The following is a 17,090-nucleotide window of genomic DNA, read 5'->3' on the forward strand; positions in this document are numbered from 1 at the left end:
GGAGTGCTTCATGGGAAACGAGAAGTCACAGAGGGCGCAGGGCGCACGCCAGACGCGGGCCGAGGGGGCGTTGGGCCGCCGCTCGCTGCTGGGCGCCGCGGTGCTGGGCGCGGGCGCGGCGACCCTCGCCGCGCCGGGCGCGGCGAGAGCCGCCGGCCGTGACAGTGGCGGGAATCACTCCGGTCAGGGCTATCGGAGCCTGCCCGTGCCGACGATCGTCGCGCACCGGGGCGCCAGCGGCTACCGCCCCGAGCACACCCTCGGCTCGTACCAGTTGGCGCTCGACATGGGCGCGCACGTCATCGAGGCAGGAGACATCGTCCCCACCAAGGACGGCCACCTCGTATGCCGCCACGAACCGGAGATCGGCGGCACCACCGACGTGTCGGCGCACCCCGAGTTCGCGTCCCGCAGGACGACGAAGATCATCGACGGGGTCTCCACCACCGGCTGGTTCACCGAGGACTTCACCCTCGCCGAGTTGAAGACGCTGCGCGCCAAGGAGCGCATCCCCGGCACCCGGCAGCACAACACCCTCTACGACGGCCGCTGGGAGATCCCCACCTTCGAAGAGGTCCTCACGTGGCGCGCGGCGCAGAGCAAGAAGCGCGGCCGGCAGGTGTGGATCCACGTCGAGACCAAGCACCCCACCTACTTCCGCAAGCTGGGCCTCGGGCTCGAAGAACGCCTCGCCAAGCTGTTGCGCGCCCACCGGCTCGACAGGAAGAACTCGCCCGTCTTCCTCCAGTCCTTCGAGCCGACGAGCATCCAGCGGCTGAACAAGCTGGTCGGCAACCCCCTGGTGGTCCTGCTCTCCACGGCGAACTCCCGCCCGGCGGACTTCGTCGACCTCGGTGACCCGCGCACCGTCGCCGACCTGATCACGCCCAAGGGACTCAGGGAGATCGCGACGTACGCGCAGGGCATCGGCCCCACCCTCGACCTGGTCATCCCCAAGGACGCGTCGGGCAGGCTCCTCACGCCGACCACCCTCGTCAAGGACGCGCACGCGGCCGGGCTGATCCTCCACCCGTACACGATGCGCAACGAGAACACCTTCCTGCCGGCCGACTTCAGGAAGGGCACGGACCCGAGCGCCTACGGCGACGCGTTCGGTGCCTTCAAGGCGTACTTCGCCACCGGCATCGACGGGATCTTCTCGGACAACTGCGACACCGCCCTGCTCGCCCGCGAGGACTTCGTCAACGGCTGACGGGCGGGCGCCGTTTGGAGTGAGACGCGGCGGTCGTGGCAACCGGGTGCCAGGGCCACCGCGTCCCGCCGGGCATGACGTACGACACGGTGATCGAGACCCTGCGGCCCCTGCTCGCGGCCGAGGTCCGCGCCGAACTCCCCGGCGCCGCCGAACCCCGCGACCTGGAACAGGCCGTCTGGGTCCGTCTGCTGGAACACCTCGCCGCCCTGGGCCCGCCGAAGGACCCGGCGGCCTGGATCACCGCGACGGTCCGCGCGGAGGCGAGCCGCCAGCGCGACCCGGCCCTGCGCGAGACGCCGTACGCCGCCGACCCGGCCGACGGCGCGGCCGGATCGGACCCCGAACACCGCACCCTGGACCGGGAACGCGACCGCGCGCTGCACGCCGCGATCCGCCGGCTCCCCGGACGCTGCCCGCGCCTCATCGGTGCGCTGCTGTCCCCGAAAGACCTCACTTACCGTGAAATCGCAGGCGAGTTGGGTATCTCACAGGGCAGCCTTGGGCCGGAACGTTCCAGATGTCTGGGATGCCTGCGCAGAATCCTGGCGTCCGAGGTTGCGCCCGTGGCCCGCAGGGGAAAAGGTCGGGGGACAACAGCGGACAGGTGAGCGGGAGGCATGCACACATGGGCATGAGCGTGACCATCTCTGCGGCGACCGAAGCGGACACCGAGCAGATACTCAAACTCCAGTACCTCTGCTACCAGAGCGAGGCCGAGCTCTACGGCGACTACGCGATCGAGCCCCTCACCCAGTCCCTCGACTCCATCAGGGCCGAACTGGCCGCCGGCACCGTCCTGGTGGCCCGCCTCGGCGACGAAGTGGTGGCGTCGGTGCGCGGCACGGTCGACGCCGAGGGCACCGTCCGCATCGGGAAACTCATCGTGCACCCGCGCATGCAGCGCCACGGCCTCGGCGGGCGGCTGCTGTCCGCCGTCGAATCCGCGCTCGGCGCGGCGGGCACCGCAAAGCGCTTCGAACTCTCCACGGGCCACCGCAGCGAGCACAACCTGCGCCTCTACCGCAAGCACGGCTACACGGTGGTCACGACGAAGCGCGTGGACGACCGGCTGACCATGGTGACGCTGGCCAAGGAGGTCCAGGTCAAGGCGCCCGCCGGGGCGCTCGCCGCTAGCGCGTAGCGGTCCGCGTCCGGCGTAGCCAGAACAGGGCGGAGACCGGCAGGAGTACCGGGATGAACAGGTACTCCATGCCGTAGTCCGACCAGACGGTGGAGTCCGCGAAGGCCGAGGGCTCCACCAGCGTCCAGGTCCCGACCGCCAGCACGCCCACCAGCTCGGCGGCGCAGCACACCCGCGCCGCTTTGCGGGCCGTCTCCCCGCCCCGCACGAGCGAGTACGTGATGAAGCCGTAGACGACACCCGCCACGGCGGAGAGCGTGTACGCGAGCGGGGCCTTGTCGAAGTCCGTCGCGATCTGGAACACCGAGCGCGACACGGCGCCGACGACCATCACGCCGTACAACCACACGAGCAACGTGCCGGGACCGCTCGTGAGCCGCCGCGACGAGCGCTCCGCGCCCACCCGGTTCTCCGCGCTCTCCGCGTTCTCCGCGCTCTCCGCGTTCTCTGGGTTCCCTGTGTCCTCTGTGTTCTCTGCGGTCACGGTCACCTCATCCTCCCCAGATGTCATAGAGCCGTACCTCGAGGACGGCGAGGACCACGCCGCCCGCGGCGACCGTGACCGAACCCCAGCGCGTGCGCTCCGCCAGCGACATGAACCCGGCCGCCGGCACACAGGCGAACGCCCCGATCAGATACGCGACGAAGATCGTCGTGCCCTGCTCCGGCTTCTCCCCGCGCGCGAGCTGCACGATCCCGACCACGAGCTGCGCCAGCGCGAGGACCGAGACCACGGCCATACCGATGAAGTGCCAGTCCTTGGTCGGCTGGTCGCGGGAGGCGGCGAAACCGCACCACGCGGCGAGCGCGAGCGCGGCGAGACCCGTCACCAGGGTCAGGGCATCAAGCATGGGCCGACCCTATTACGGGCCAAAAGACGCGCCGCGCTCGACCCCGGGGTGCCGCCGCCGTGGCGTTGGCCACAAAGCGCGAGACCCGAGCGCCCCCGCCGAGGCCGGGGTGCGGGACCCGTCGGCCGTGGCAGCGCTGGTCAGCGGGGCCGGTGAGGTGATCGCCGCCGGGGCGCGGGCACCCGTACCCACCCGTCCAGCACTGTCCGCTATTCGGACAACGGGGGTGGGGTCCGTCCCTCACTTCTGCTTTACTTGCCCGCATGACCACGACGAGCAACCGCACCCTTGCGACCGAGGCGACGATGACGCCCGGTGCTCGTTGTATGTGTCGAATGTGCGCCTTCTGAGGGCCCCCGCACTGCCTGTACTCGCGCCCCGAAGCGAGTGCCCGCGAGCCCGTCCGTAGGGAGTGACTCCGCAGGGAGAAGCCAGTCCGCCTACGTGACCGGGCCTGCCCCGCGCACAGACTCCCCGTACTGACACCAGTACCGCTCCGCTCAGGAGCGAGAGCCTGCCGCGCCCGGAAACTCCGCAAGTTCCCGAGATGAATGCCCCGTGCCCGGCGCCAACCGTGCCGCGCACTCGACAGTGACGGAAACCCACGTGATCACCACCCAGGGCCTCACAAAGGTCTACCGCTCGCGCGGTCGCGAGATCACCGCTCTCGACGGCGTCGATCTGCACGTCCGCGAAGGCGAGGTGTACGGCGTCATCGGCCAGTCCGGCGCCGGCAAGTCCTCGCTGATCCGCTGCGTCAACCTCCTGGAGCGGCCCACCTCCGGCACCGTCACGGTCGCCGGACAGGACCTCACCGCTCTCGTCGGGCGCGGACCCCGCGCCGGCAAGGAGCTCCGGCAGGCGCGCAGCCGCATCGGCATGGTCTTCCAGCACTTCAACCTGCTGTCCTCGCGCACCGTCCAGGACAACATCGAGCTGCCGCTCGAAATCCTCGGCAAGTCGGGGAAGGAACGTTCCACCAAGGCGCTGGAACTGCTCGACCTCGTCGGCCTCGCCGACAAGGCCGGCTCCTACCCGGCCCAGCTCTCCGGCGGCCAGAAGCAGCGCGTCGGCATCGCCCGCGCCCTGGCCGGCGACCCGAAGGTGCTGCTCTCCGACGAGGCGACCAGCGCCCTCGACCCCGAGACCACCCGCTCCATCCTCCAGCTCCTGCGCGACCTCAACCGCCGCCTCGGGCTCACCGTCCTGCTGATCACGCACGAGATGGACGTCGTCAAGACGGTCTGCGACTCCGCCGCCCTGATGGAGCACGGGCAGATCGTCGAGTCCGGCACCGTCAGCGAACTCCTCGCGACGCCCGGCTCCGAACTCGCCGCCGCGCTGTTCCCGGTCAGCGGCGACGCCTCCGGCGAGGACCGCACCGTCATCGACGTCACCTTCCACGGGGAGTCGGCGACCCAGCCGGTCATCTCCCAGCTCTCCCGCACGTACAACATCGACATCTCGATCCTCGGCGCCGCGATGGACACCGTCGCGGGCAAGCAGGTCGGCCGCATGCGCATCGAACTGCCCGGCCGCTACGAGGAGAACGTCGTCCCGATCGGCTTCCTGCGCGAGCAGGGCCTCCAGGTCGAGCTCCACGGCCACGGCGACCGCGCGTCCGTACCGCTCAAGGAAGGTGTCACCAAGTGACCTGGTCGGAGATGCAGCCCCTGCTGTCCCAGGCGTGTTGGGACACCTTCTACATGGTCGGCTGGTCGACGCTGATAGCCGTCGTCGCGGGCCTCCCGCTCGGCGTCCTGCTCGTCCTCACCGACCGCGGCGGACTGCTCCAGAACGTCGTGGCGAACAAGGTCATCGGGCAGATCGTGAACATCGTCCGCTCGATGCCCTTCATCATCCTGATGGTCGCCCTCATGACCTTCACGCGCTGGATCGTCGGCACCACCATCGGCCGCGAGGCCGCCATCGTGCCGCTCGCCGTCGGCGCCGTACCGTTCTTCGCGCGGCTCGTCGAGACGTCCGTGCGCGAGGTCGACGGCGGCCTCGTGGAGGCCGTGCAGTCGATGGGCGGCAACACCTGGACCGTCGTCCGCAAGGTACTCGTCCCCGAGTCGCTGCCGTCGCTGATCTCGGCGACCACCACCACGATCGTCGCCATCATCGGCTACTCCGCCATGGCCGGCACGGTCGGCGCGGGCGGCCTCGGCGACCTCGCGATCCGCTACGGCTACCAGCGCTTCGAGACCGAGATGATGTGGATCATCGTGGCGGTCCTCGCGGTCGTCATCGCCCTCATCCAGTTCCTGGGCGACAGCGGCGCCCGCGTCCTGCACCGCCGCGCGGGCAAGGGCGGCGAACCGCTCCGCTTCCGCGCCCTCGGCGGTTTCCTGCCCGGCGGCCCGGCCGCGGCCACGCCCGCCACGGCGCCGTCGACCGAGCCCGAGCTCTCGAAGAACCCCTGACCCCACGGGCCCCCTGCCCCGCAGGCCCCTGACCCCATTGACTCCCCGCCCCACCCGGCGGGTTGCGCCACCCATGGAGAAAGGCACTTTTCGTGCGTAACACCACCAAGATCACCGCAGCCGTCCTCGCCACCGGCGCCCTCACCCTGGGCCTGACCGCCTGCGGCTCCGACAAGGGCGACACCAAGGCCAAGGCGTCCGACCCGCTCGTCGTCGCCGCGACCCCCGTGCCGCACGCCGAGATCCTCGAGTACGTCAAGGACCACCTGGCGAAGAAGGCGGGCCTCAACCTCGAGGTCAAGGAGTTCACCGACTACGTCACGCCGAACACGGCGACCGAGGACGGGTCCGTCGACGCCAACTACTTCCAGACCCAGCCCTACCTGGAGGACTTCAACGAGAAGAAGGGCACGCACCTCCAGTCGGTCGCCACCGTCCACCTGGAGCCGCTCGGCCTCTACTCCGAGAAGGCCAAGAAGACCGCCGACCTGAAGAAGGGCGCCACCATCGCCCTCCCGAACGACGCGGACAACGAGAGCCGCGCCCTCCGGTTCCTGGCCGCCAGCAAGATCATCACGCTCAAGGCCGGCTCGGAGAGCGACGCGACCCCGCAGGACGTCGAGAAGAACCCCAAGAACATCACGTTCAAGGAGGTCGAGGCGGCCCAGACGCCCCGATCCCTCCAGGACGTCGACGCCGCGGTGATCAACGGCAACTACGCGATCGGCGCCGGCCTCAAGCCCGCCAAGGACGCCCTCGCCCTGGAGTCCACGAAGAACAACGCGTACAACAACGTCCTCGCCGTGACCAAGGGCAACGAGGACGACCCGCGCGTGAAGAAGCTCGCGAAGCTGCTGACGTCCCCCGAGGTGAAGAAGTTCATCGAGGACAAGTACGCCGGCTCCGTGCTCCCCTCCTTCTGAGACGCCCGCGGAACCCCGATGCGCACTGTCACGCTTCCCGCCGCGGTCGTCACCGGAGCCCTCGCGCTCACGCTGACCGCCTGCGGCTCCGGCGGCACGGGGCCGGGCTCCGGTGACGGCGCGAGCGGCACGCTCGTCGTCGGAGCCACCCCGACCCCGGCCGGCGAAGTCCTCGGCTACGTACAGCGGAACCTGGCGAAGAAGGCCGGACTCGACCTGGAGATCAAGGAGTTCACGGACTACGTCCTGCCGAACACCGCGCTCCAGCAGGGCGAGCTCGACGCCAACCTGTTCCAGCACAAGCCGTACCTGGACGACTTCAACGCGTCCAAGGGCACGACGCTGACCGCCGTCGCGCAGGTCTACCTGCCGCCGCTGGGCTTCTACTCCAAGAAGACCCGCGACGTCACCGCCCTGCGCGACGGAGCCACCGTCGCCCTGCCCAACGACTCGACCAACGAGGCGAGGGCGCTCGAACTCCTCGCCGCACAAGGCGTGATCGAGCTCAAGAAGGGCGCCGGCGTCGACGCGACCCCCAAGGACGTCGCAGAGAACCCGAAGCACCTCACCTTCAAGGAGCTCGAAGCGGCCCAGTTGCCGCGCTCGTTGGACGACGTCGACGTGGCCGCCGTCAACAACAACTTCGCACTCGACGCGGGCCTCAGCCCCAAGAAGGACGCCATCCTCCTGGAGAGCGCGAAGAACAATCCGTACAACAACGTCCTCGCCGTCAAGAAGGGCGACGAGGACGACCCGCGCGTCAAGAAGCTGGCACACCTGCTGACTTCGCCCGAGGTGAAGACCTTCATCGAGGACACCTACAAGGGCTCCGTCCTCCCGGTCACCGGGGCCTGAACCGCGCACCGCACACAGGGGCCACTCCCGGCGACGGGGGCGGCCCCTGTGTGCAGTTACGTGCCTGCATGCTGCATGCTGGGCACTTCACCCGGCCCGCACGATGCTGTGAAGGCGGCCACGAAGGTTACGGAGCGGCGTATGACGAACACCTTCCCCGAGATCTCCATCAGCACGGAGCGTCTGGTGCTGCGCCCGCTCGACGAGGACGACGCCCCCGCTCTGGCCGCCATGATGAACGACGAACTCGTCGCCGCCTGGACCTCCGTGCCGCAGCCCTTCGACGAGGCCGGCGCACACCGCTGGATCACCGAGAACGCGCCCCGGGAGCGGGCCGCGGGCACCGGACTCGACCTCGCCGTCACCGAGTTCCTCACCCAGCGCCTCGTCGGCGTCGTCCAGCTCACCAAGACCAACTGGCACGTCCGCGCCACCGAACTGTCGTACATCATCGCCCCCTGGGCCCGCGGCGAGGGCTACGCGTCCGAGGCCGCGCTCGCCATGGCCCAGTGGCTCTTCCGCGACCAGGGCCTGGAGCGCATCGAACTGCGGACCGCCGCCGACAACACCGCCTCCCAGCAGGTCGCCCAGAAGATCGGCTGCATCAGCGAGGGCGTCCTGCGCAACGCCTGCATAGCGCGCACGCGCACCGAGGACGGCACCCTCGCCGAGGTCCGCACCGACTTCATCGTGTGGAGCCTGCTGCCCGAGGACATCGAGGGCGTCACCGAGCAGCTCGCCGAGGCCGGCGGCTTCACGGCCTTCTCCGACTGGAACTGACCCCACGGGCGGCCGACAGACCCAGCGGGTACGCTCTCGGTGCCCCGCCCGGCCCCATCCCGCCCGGCGGCTCCCCCTGACCCGTGTACGCGCTCGACCCGCGTACGCACCCGAGCACACCCTGGAGACTGACGACGATGGCCGACCGGGTCACGGTGATCGGCTGGGACGGCTCACCGCCGACCGAGGCAGCCCGCTCCGCGCTCGCCGCGGCCACCCTGGTGGCCGGAGCCGCCCACCACCTGGCACTGCCCGAGGTGCCCCCGCGCGCCGAGCGGATCCGGCTGGGCAGCGTGGCGCTCGCCGCCCGCCGCATCGCGGGACACCGGGGCACCGCCGTCGTCCTCGCCGACGGCGACCCCGGCTTCTTCGGCGTCGTCCGCACCCTGCGCGCCCCGCAGTACGGCCTGGAGGTCGAGGTCGTGCCCGCCGTCTCCGCCGTCGCCCAGGCCTTCGCCCGCGCCGGCATGCCCTGGGACGACGCCCAGGTCGTCGTCGCCCACCGGCGCACCCTGCGCCGGGCGGTCAACGTGTGCCGCGCCCACCCCAAGGTCGCCGTCCTCACCTCGCCCGGCGCGGGCCCCGCCGAACTCGGCCTCCTCCTCGAAGGCGTCCACCGCACCTTCGTCATCTGCGAGGAACTGGGCACCGACCGCGAACAGGTCACCGTCGTCACCTCCGACAAGGCCGCCGACCACACCTGGCGCGACCCGAACGTCGTCATCGTCATCGGCGGCCCGGTCACCGTCGGCGCCCCGGAGAACGGGGGCTGGCTGGCCGGCGGCGACCCCGACACCGGGCCGCGCGGCTGGGCGCTGCCCGCCGCCGAGTACGCGGGCCCCTTCAACGAGGGCGAGAGCGAACAACTGCGCGCCGCCCAACTCGCCCGCCTCGGGCCGCGCGCGGGCGACCTGGTGTGGGACATCGGCTGCGGCAGCGGCGCCTTCACGGCCGAGGCCGCACGCTTCGGCGCCGCCGTCATCGCCGTCGACCGGGACGCCGACGCCTGCGCCCGCACCCTCGCCACCGCCCGCCGCTTCGGCGTCCAGGCCCAGATCGTGCACGGCACCGCCCCGCACGTCCTGGAGGACCTGCCCGAACCCGACGTCGTACGCGTGGGAGGCGGGGGAGCCGCGGTCGTCTCCGCCGTCGCCGACCGGCGGCCCGCGCGGATCGTCACCCACGCCGCGACACGCGACGCCGCCGAACTCGTCGGCAGGGACCTGTCGGAGCACGGGTACGACGTCGAATGCGCCCTGCTGCAATCCGTCGAACTGGACACCCGTGCCTGGACGGAGAAGGAGCGGACCGTGGGGTTCCTGCTCTCGGGGCACCTTCCGGTCCGCCACCCGTGACCCTGACGGCCCAACGCGCGCGGTAGGCTGGCCGATCGTTGTACCGCACCGGGACATGCGCAGATTCGTCGGCCGATGTCCGGGAAACGCACCACTCTTGGAGCGTTTGTGGTACAGCGGCGACCGGAGGACGCGCAACGTGGCGCAGTCCACAGAAGCCCGTGGCCGATCCAGGTGCCACGGTCGCGGTCCGGCCGGGACAATACGTGGTGTCCGGGGCGGTTCGTGCCGCGTGGCACGCGGGCTCGTTCTTCATGGAGAGCGGACGACGTGCCACTCCGGACGGCGGCGCACAAGGGGCTCGCATCACCGGCGGACGGCCGGGGGCGGCCAGAAGTTCTCATCGATGGGCGAGGGGTAGGCATGACCGACACCGGTCAGGTTCCGGGCGAAGGGCTGCCGGAGAACGCAGGTGTGGTGGGACAGCCGGGCGCTCCCGCCCCGGGCGCGTACACCTACCTCGATCCCGAAGCCCCCGTCGAGGACGACGAGATGCTCCTCATGCCGGGCTCCCAGGGAGCCTGGGGTGAGCCGCCGGCCGCGATGCCCGCGCAGCAGCAGTACCAGGAGTACCCGCAGGCGCCCGTCGTGCACGAGCCGGGCCCGCACGAGATGGCCGGCCGCGACAGCGGTCACCACGACATGGGCGCGATGCAGGCGCCCGTCCCCGCGCAGGCCACCCAGGCCGGGCAGGCCGCGGGGCGCCGCCCGCTGCACATGGGCCCGCCCACCCCGGAGACCGGCGCGGGTCCCGTGCGCTCGCTGGCCGACCGCGGCCCCGCGCAGCAGACCCCGCCGCCCGCCATGCCGACCCGTCGCCCGGGCCCGCCGACCACCGGTCCCGAGTACCTGGACATCCCGCCGCAGGGCGGCGCCCCGTGGGAGCCCGCCGCTGCCGCGCAGCAGCAGGCGCCCGCGGAGGCGGCCGTCGCGGAGCAGTCGCCCTACTACGCCGAGCAGGCCCCGCACTTCCCGGGCGCGGTCCAGGAGTTCGCGCCCGCCGCCGAGCAGGCCCCGGACGCCGCGTACGCCGTCCGGGCCGAGCAGCAGGACCCGTACGCCGCGCCCGAGCCGCAGCCGCACGACTTCCCGCAGGAGCCCGCGCCCGAGCAGCCCCTCGGCCAGTTCGTGCCCGTCGAGGGCACGGTGCCCACGACGCCGCACCTGGCGCCGACCCCGCCGCAGGCCATGGTCGTCCCGCCGCTGCCCGAACCGGCGCCCGAGGAGCCCGCGGCCCCGGAGAGAACCGAGCAGCTTCCGCAGGCCCCGCAGGAGCCGGTGGCCGCCGCCGAGCAACCGCACTTCGCGGAGCAGGAGCAGGAGCAGGTTCAGGCGCAGGCGCAGGGACAACAGCAGGAACCGGCCGCCGAGGATGAGCCGGTCGCCGCGGCGGAACCCGCCGCGGAACCCGTCGCCGAACCTGCCGCCGAACCGGTCGCGGAGCCGGTGGCCCACGCCGAGCCGGTGGCCGAGCAGCCCGCCGAGCCCCTGCCGCCTCAGGTCGTCGAGGCCGAGCCCATGGCCGCCCCTGTCGAGACCGTCGCGGTCGCCCAGGTCGCCGAGGAGGCTGCGCAGGAGGCCCCGCCCGTCGAGGCGCCCGTCATGGAGGCCCCGGTCGCCGAGGCCCCCGTCGAGGAGCCCGCCGCGCCCGAGGTCGTCGCCGCCGCGCCCGCGCCCGAACCCGCCCCCCACGCCGAATCCGCCGAGCCGTTCGAGCCGCCCTTCGAGGAGGCCGACGAGCCCGAGCTGATCGAGGTCGCCCCCATTCCCGCGCCCCAGCCGGTGCGGCCCGCCGACGAGCAGCATGCCGCCGAGCAGCCGCAGGCCGAGCCGGAACCGCTTCCCGCGGCGGAGCCCCAGCCGGGCGTCGCCGCCGCCTCCGGCTACGAGGACGCCGAGCGCGACGCCGTCCTGCGCGTCATGCGCGAGCGCCGCGACATCCGCAACGGCTTCCGCAGCGACCCCATCCCGCACGAGGTGCTGCTCCGCGTCCTGGAGGCCGCCCACACGGCGCCGTCCGTGGGCCACTCGCAGCCCTGGGACTTCGTCGTCATCCGCTCCGCCGAGACCCGGCGCAGCATGCACGAACTGGCGATGCGCCAGAAGGACGCGTACGCCAAGTCGCTTCCCAAGGGCCGCGCGAAGCAGTTCAAGGAACTGAAGATCGAGGCCATCCTCGACACCCCGGTCAACATCGTGGTCACCGCCGACCCGACGCGCGGCGGACGCCACACCCTGGGCCGCCACACCCAGCCGCAGATGGCCCCCTACTCGTCCGCCCTCGCCGTGGAGAACCTGTGGCTCGCCGCCCGCGCCGAGGGTCTCGGCGTCGGCTGGGTCAGCTTCTTCGACGAGCGCGAGATGGTCCGCGCCCTCGGCCTGCCCGAGCACCTCGAGGTCGTCGCGTACCTGTGCGTGGGCTACGTCGACGAGTTCCCCGAGGAGCCCGAGCTGATGCAGGCGGGCTGGTCCAAGCGGCGCCCCCTGTCCTGGGTCGTGCACGAGGAGACGTACGGGCGCCGCGCGCTGCCCGGCGAGGACCCGCACGACCTGCTCGCCGAGACCGTCGCCAACATCCGTCCGCTGGATGCCAAGGCGCTCGGCGAGGCGTGGGAGCGGCAGAAGCGGATGACCAAGCCCGCGGGCGCGCTCGGCATGCTGGAGATCATCTCCGCGCAGCTCTCCGGCCTGTCCCGGCAGTGCCCGCCGCCGATCCCGGAGCCCGCGGCCGTCGCGATCTTCGCCGGTGACCACGGTGTGCACGCCCAGGGCGTCACCCCCTGGCCGCAGGAGGTCACCGGCCAGATGGTCGCGAACTTCCTGGGCGGCGGCGCGGTGTGCAACGCGTTCGCCAACCAGGTCGGCGCCGAGGTCTGCGTCATCGATGTCGGCGTGGCGAGCGAACTCCCCGCGACACCTGGCCTGTTGCCCCGCAAGGTCCGCGCGGGCACGGCCGACATGACGGCCGGTCCCGCCCTGACCCGCGAAGAGGTCAAGGCGGCCATCGAGGTCGGCATCGAGACGGCCCGCGACCTCGTCGCGGCCGGCAACAAGGCGCTCCTCACCGGCGAGATGGGCATCGCGAACACCACCGCGTCCGCCGCGCTGATCTCCGTCTACACCGAGGCCGACCCCGCCGAGGTCACCGGCCGCGGCACCGGCATCAACGACGAGACGCACGCCCGCAAGGTCGAGGTCGTCCGCCGCGCCCTCGACCTCCACCAGCCCGACCCGGCCGACCCGATCGGCGTCCTCGCGAGCGTCGGCGGCCTGGAGCACGCCGCCCTGGTCGGCCTGCTCCTGGGCGGCGCCTCGCTGCGTACGCCCGTCATCCTCGACGGCGTCAGCGCCGGAGCCGCCGCCCTGGTGGCCCGCGCCGTCGCCCCCGAGGTCCTGGCCGCCTGCATCGCGGGCCACCGCAGCGCCGAGCCCGGCCACGTCGCCGCGCTCAACAAGCTGGGCCTGCGCCCCCTGGTCGACCTGGACCTGCGGCTCGGCGAGGGCACCGGCGCCCTGCTCGCCCTGCCGATCGTGCAGAGCGCGGCCCGCGCGATGCACGAGGTCGCCACGTTCGACTCGGCGGGCGTCACCGAGAAGTAGCCCCCGAGCAGCAAGCAACGGGACGCCTGCCCACTCCTCGCCGCTGTGGGCAGGCGTCCCGCACGGCGGGACGGGTGGGCACAGCATCACAGCACCGGCGAGCCCCTACACCGGGCCAGGCAATAAGCTGACCGCACCAGAACCCGCACGTCACAGGGCTCCAACGACGCAGCCCCCAGAGCCCAGCCGCCCAGGAGCCATAAGCCATGCCCGCCGCACAGCACCCCGCCTACCCGGTGGGACTCCGCCTCACCGGCCGCAAGACCGTCGTCCTCGGCGGCGGCCAGGTCGCCCAGCGCCGCCTGCCGGCGCTCATAGCGGCCGGCGCGGACCTCACCCTGATCTCCCCCTCTGCGACCCCCTCCGTGGAAGCCATGGCGGACGCCGGTGAACTCACCTGGGTCAGGCGCCGCTACGAAGAGGGTGACCTCGAAGGCGCCTGGTACGTCCTCGTCGCCACCGGCGACCGCACCGCCAACGAGCGGGCCTCCGCCGAGGCCGAAGCGGCCCGCGTCTGGTGCGTGCGCTCCGACGACGCCGAGGCGGCGACGGCCTGGACCCCGGCCACCGGCCGCACCGAGGGCGTGACCGTCGCGGTCCTGTCCACCGAGGCCGCCGACCGCGACCCGCGCCGCACCGCCGCCGTCCGCGACGCCCTCGTGGAGGCGCTGCGTGACGGCACGGTCAGCACCGAGCGGACCCACACCCCGGGCGTCGCCCTGGTCGGCGGCGGGCCCGGCGACCCGGACCTGATCACCGTGCGCGGCCGTCGCCTGCTCGCCGAGGCCGACGTCGTCATCGCCGACCGCCTCGGCCCGCGCGACCTGCTCGACGAGCTTCCCCCGCACGTCGAGGTCATCGACGCCGCGAAGATCCCGTACGGCCGGTTCATGGCGCAGGAGGCGATCAACAACGCGTTGATCGACCACGCCAAGCAGGGCAAGGCCGTCGTCCGGCTCAAGGGCGGCGACCCGTTCGTGTTCGGCCGCGGCATGGAGGAGGCCCAGGCGCTGGCCGCCGAGGGCATCCCGGTCACCGTCGTCCCCGGCATCTCCAGCTCGATCTCGGTACCGGGCGCCGCCGGTATCCCGGTCACCCACCGTGGTGTCGCGCACGAGTTCACCGTGGTCAGCGGCCATGTGGCGCCGGACGACGAGCGCTCGCTCGTCGACTGGGCCGCGCTCGCCAAGCTGACCGGCACCCTCGTGATCCTCATGGGCGTCGACAAGATCGGGAAGATCGCCGAGGCGCTGGTCGCGCACGGCAAGGCCCCCGACACCCCCGTCGCGCTGGTCCAGGAAGGCACCACCGCCGCCCAGCGCCGGGTCGACGCGACGCTCGCGACGGTCGCCGCGAAGGTGGTCGCGGAGGGCGTGAAGCCCCCGGCCGTCATCGTCGTCGGCCCCGTGGTGCACGAGAGCCCCACACGTAACCAGCGGTAACAGAACGCGTTCCGAGCCGTTGGCACCACTCCCAGGACAAGGCAGTATCGACCCGTGGCTGAACCCCAAGGTCTCATCACCATCGAGGACCCCGACGACCCGCGCCTGCGCGACTACACGGGCCTGACCGACGTCGAGCTGCGCCGCAAGCGCGAACCGGCCGAGGGCCTTTTCATCGCCGAGGGTGAGAAGGTCATCCGGCGCGCCAAGCTCGCGGGCTACGAGATGCGCTCGATGCTGCTCTCCGCCAAGTGGGTCGACGTCATGCGCGACGTCATCGACGAGGTCCCGGCCCCGGTCTACGCCGTCGCCCCGGACCTCGCCGAACAGGTCACGGGCTACCACGTGCACCGCGGCGCCCTCGCCTCCATGCAGCGCAAGCCGCTGCCGACCGCCGACGACCTGCTCACCACGGCCCGCCGCATCGTGATCATGGAGTCGGTCAACGACCACACCAACATCGGGGCGATCTTCCGCTCGGCCGCCGCCCTCGGCATGGACGCGGTCCTGCTCTCACCCGACTGCGCGGACCCGCTCTACCGCCGCTCGGTGAAGGTCTCCATGGGCGCGGTCTTCTCCGTCCCCTACGCCCGCCTGGACGCCTGGCCGAGGTCGCTCCAGACCGTCCGCGAGGCCGGGTTCAACCTGCTCGCCCTCACCCCGGCCGAGAAGGCCAGGTCCCTGGACGAGGTGGCCCCGCACCGCATGGACCGCGTCGCGCTGCTGCTCGGCGCGGAGGGCGAGGGACTGTCCACCAAGGCCCTGATGGCCGCCGACGAATGGGTCCGCATCCCGATGGCCCACGGAGTCGACTCGCTCAACGTGGGCGCGGCGGCGGCCGTCGCGTTCTACGCGGTGGCGACCGGCCGCCCCGAACTCTGAACCGAGCCCGTCAGAGGCTCTGCGCCGCCGCGATCACCAGCGCCACCAGCAGCGTCACCACCACGAACACGAAGAGGCGCTGGCGCAGCAGCCGCGGATTGGCGGGCCGCAGCTTCTTGCCCGCGCCCGTCCCGTTCGTCCGGGGAGCAGGGCGCCCGGTACCGCTGCGCGGCGCGGGCCGCTTCCCGGAACGGGACGTGGTGGAGCGCGGACCGGAACCGCCGCCCGTCCGTCCACTGCCCGTCCGCCGTGCGTCCGTCCGCCGCCCGTCCGCCCGGTCGGTGCCGGGCCGCGGCGCGGGCGTGCCCGGCTGGGTACGTCGCTGGGTGCGCTGATCCGCGTAGCTCTCGGCGAGCCGTCCCGTCGGCCGGTCCGCCTCGGTGCGCGGCGCGGGTGGGCGCGCGGCGCCGAGACCCTGCGCCTCACGCGCCGCGATCTCCTTGAGCCGCAGCGACAGTTGGAGGGTGCTGGGCCGCTCCTCCGGGTCCTTGGCGAGGCATGCGCGCAGCAGTGGCGCGAGCGCGTCCGGCACCCCGCGCAACTGCGCCTCCTCGTGCACGACGCGGTAGAGCATGACCTCGGAACTGCCGTGCCCGAACGGCGAGTCGCCCGTGGCCGTGTACGCGAGGGTGGCCCCGAGGGAGAACACGTCGGTGGCCGGGGTGACGGCCGCGCCGCGCACCTGCTCCGGCGCGAGGAACCCGGGGGAGCCCACCGCGGTTCCGACATGGGTCAGCGTCGAGGCGCCGGTCGCCCACGCGATACCGAAGTCGATGATGCGGGGGCCCTTGGGGGAGAGCAGGATGTTGGACGGCTTGAGGTCGCGGTGGACGACGCCCGCCTCGTGCACGGCGACGAGCCCCTCGGACAGCGCGGCACCCACGGCGGCCACGTCGGACGCCGCGAGCGGGCCCTCCTCGGCGACCTTGTCGTGCAGCGAGGGACCGGGCACGTACTGCGTCGCGAACCACGGCCGGTCCGCCTCCAGGTCGGCGGCGACCAGCCGCGCGGTGCACCCGCCCCGGATCCGGCGCGCGGCGGAGACCTCGCGCGCGAAACGCGAACGGAACTCCTGATCCTCCGCCAGGTCCGGCCTGATCACCTTGAGCGCGACTCGCTGCCCACGCCGGTCGGAGCCGAGATAGACGACGCCCATCCCGCCCGCCCCGAGCCGTCTGTGAAGCCTGAACGAGCCGACGACGCGCGGGTCCTCGCGCCTCAGGCGCATCATCGCCATGTTCATCCCCGCTGCTGCCCGGTCTCGTCTGACGAGCGACAGCTTACGTTTACGCGGCCGACTGTGCGCTCAGGCCGCGCCCTCGCACCGGATTCGTTTGCCGCCGCGGGGCGGGAAAGGTGAAAGTCGGTCAGGGAACGCACCGCACAAGCCCCTTGGCCCCGTCCCGGCCACCAACCACCCGGCGCCGACCGCGAATTGGCCCCATGATCAGCCACCCGGGCACGCCGCTCGCCATCACTGCGGGCACGGTCCGCACGTACGAGGAGGTGGTCGGCGGGGCGGCCCGCCAAGCGGCGACCGCGGTGTGCACGGGGTGGACGGAAGTGAGGGATGTCACCCCAGGTCTTCGTCCGTGGCCTTGCGCGGCGGCCTCCCCTCG

15 protein-coding genes are annotated in these 17,090 nt (G+C 72.3%); 12 read left to right on the forward strand and 3 right to left on the reverse strand.

Annotated features, from left to right (window positions below):
- Positions 1–10 precede the first annotated feature (10 nt).
- The 3 genes from ACIRF8_RS29315 to ACIRF8_RS29325 all read left to right on the forward strand — a co-directional run bounded on the left by ACIRF8_RS29315 (position 11) and on the right by ACIRF8_RS29325 (position 2,357).
- Positions 11–1,213 (forward strand): glycerophosphodiester phosphodiesterase, encoded by a 1,203-nt coding sequence (locus ACIRF8_RS29315; protein WP_404219545.1) that lies wholly within the window; start codon positions 11–13, stop codon positions 1,211–1,213.
- 74 nt (positions 1,214–1,287) lie between these two features.
- Positions 1,288–1,824 carry a sigma-70 family RNA polymerase sigma factor gene (locus ACIRF8_RS29320; protein ID WP_404219863.1) on the forward strand — a complete coding sequence of 179 codons (537 nt, stop codon included), beginning with the start codon at positions 1,288–1,290 and terminating at the stop codon, positions 1,822–1,824.
- A gap of 17 nt (positions 1,825–1,841) precedes the next feature.
- On the forward strand, positions 1,842–2,357 hold the full coding sequence (locus ACIRF8_RS29325; RefSeq protein ID WP_404219547.1) for a GNAT family N-acetyltransferase: 516 nt from the start codon (positions 1,842–1,844) through the stop codon (positions 2,355–2,357).
- Here the strand turns inward: ACIRF8_RS29325 and ACIRF8_RS29330 are convergent.
- On the reverse strand, positions 2,347–2,841 hold the full coding sequence (locus tag ACIRF8_RS29330; RefSeq protein WP_404219549.1) for a hypothetical protein: 495 nt from the start codon (positions 2,839–2,841) through the stop codon (positions 2,347–2,349). The genes ACIRF8_RS29325 and ACIRF8_RS29330 overlap by 11 nt on opposite strands.
- Before the next feature lie 7 nt (positions 2,842–2,848).
- On the reverse strand, positions 2,849–3,208 hold the full coding sequence (locus ACIRF8_RS29335; protein ID WP_404219551.1) for a hypothetical protein: 360 nt from the start codon (positions 3,206–3,208) through the stop codon (positions 2,849–2,851).
- A 606-nt stretch (positions 3,209–3,814) separates the two neighbouring features.
- Between ACIRF8_RS29335 and ACIRF8_RS29340 the strand changes: the two genes are divergently transcribed.
- From ACIRF8_RS29340 to ACIRF8_RS29380, 9 genes are all read left to right on the forward strand, one after another.
- The gene (locus ACIRF8_RS29340) at positions 3,815–4,861 is read left to right on the forward strand and encodes a methionine ABC transporter ATP-binding protein (protein WP_404219553.1); all 1,047 of its coding nucleotides are present in this window, start codon (positions 3,815–3,817) and stop codon (positions 4,859–4,861) included.
- Positions 4,858–5,634 (forward strand): methionine ABC transporter permease, encoded by a 777-nt coding sequence (locus ACIRF8_RS29345; protein WP_404219555.1) that lies wholly within the window; start codon positions 4,858–4,860, stop codon positions 5,632–5,634. Before ACIRF8_RS29340 ends, ACIRF8_RS29345 begins: the two co-directional genes overlap by 4 nt.
- 92 nt (positions 5,635–5,726) lie before the next feature.
- Positions 5,727–6,557, forward strand: a complete 831-nt coding sequence (locus ACIRF8_RS29350) for a MetQ/NlpA family ABC transporter substrate-binding protein (RefSeq protein ID WP_404219557.1) — start codon at positions 5,727–5,729, stop codon at positions 6,555–6,557.
- Between the two features lie 18 nt (positions 6,558–6,575).
- Entirely contained in the window at positions 6,576–7,412 is an 837-nt protein-coding gene (locus ACIRF8_RS29355; protein ID WP_404219559.1) for a MetQ/NlpA family ABC transporter substrate-binding protein, read from the forward strand.
- Positions 7,413–7,553: 141 nt separating this feature from the next.
- Positions 7,554–8,192: a GNAT family N-acetyltransferase gene (locus ACIRF8_RS29360; RefSeq protein ID WP_404219561.1), complete on the forward strand. Its 639-nt coding sequence runs from the start codon at positions 7,554–7,556 to the stop codon at positions 8,190–8,192.
- Between the two features lie 137 nt (positions 8,193–8,329).
- Positions 8,330–9,547 carry a precorrin-6y C5,15-methyltransferase (decarboxylating) subunit CbiE gene (gene cbiE, locus ACIRF8_RS29365; protein ID WP_404219563.1) on the forward strand — a complete coding sequence of 406 codons (1,218 nt, stop codon included), beginning with the start codon at positions 8,330–8,332 and terminating at the stop codon, positions 9,545–9,547.
- A gap of 363 nt (positions 9,548–9,910) precedes the next feature.
- Positions 9,911–13,147, forward strand: coding sequence for a nicotinate-nucleotide--dimethylbenzimidazole phosphoribosyltransferase (cobT, locus tag ACIRF8_RS29370; RefSeq protein ID WP_404219565.1), 3,237 nt, complete (start codon positions 9,911–9,913; stop codon positions 13,145–13,147).
- Positions 13,148–13,353: 206 nt separating this feature from the next.
- Positions 13,354–14,589: a uroporphyrinogen-III C-methyltransferase gene (cobA, locus tag ACIRF8_RS29375; RefSeq protein ID WP_404219567.1), complete on the forward strand. Its 1,236-nt coding sequence runs from the start codon at positions 13,354–13,356 to the stop codon at positions 14,587–14,589.
- Positions 14,590–14,643: 54 nt separating this feature from the next.
- Positions 14,644–15,471, forward strand: coding sequence for a TrmH family RNA methyltransferase (locus ACIRF8_RS29380; RefSeq protein WP_404219569.1), 828 nt, complete (start codon positions 14,644–14,646; stop codon positions 15,469–15,471).
- A 10-nt stretch (positions 15,472–15,481) separates the two neighbouring features.
- Here ACIRF8_RS29380 and ACIRF8_RS29385 read toward each other — a convergent pair whose 3' ends face one another.
- Positions 15,482–16,714, reverse strand: coding sequence for a serine/threonine-protein kinase (locus ACIRF8_RS29385; protein WP_404219571.1), 1,233 nt, complete (start codon positions 16,712–16,714; stop codon positions 15,482–15,484).
- Positions 16,715–17,090 lie beyond the last annotated feature (376 nt).

Origin of the sequence: Streptomyces sp. NPDC102406 (genome assembly GCF_044765725.1) — a bacterium.
Taxonomy (GTDB): domain Bacteria; phylum Actinomycetota; class Actinomycetes; order Streptomycetales; family Streptomycetaceae; genus Streptomyces.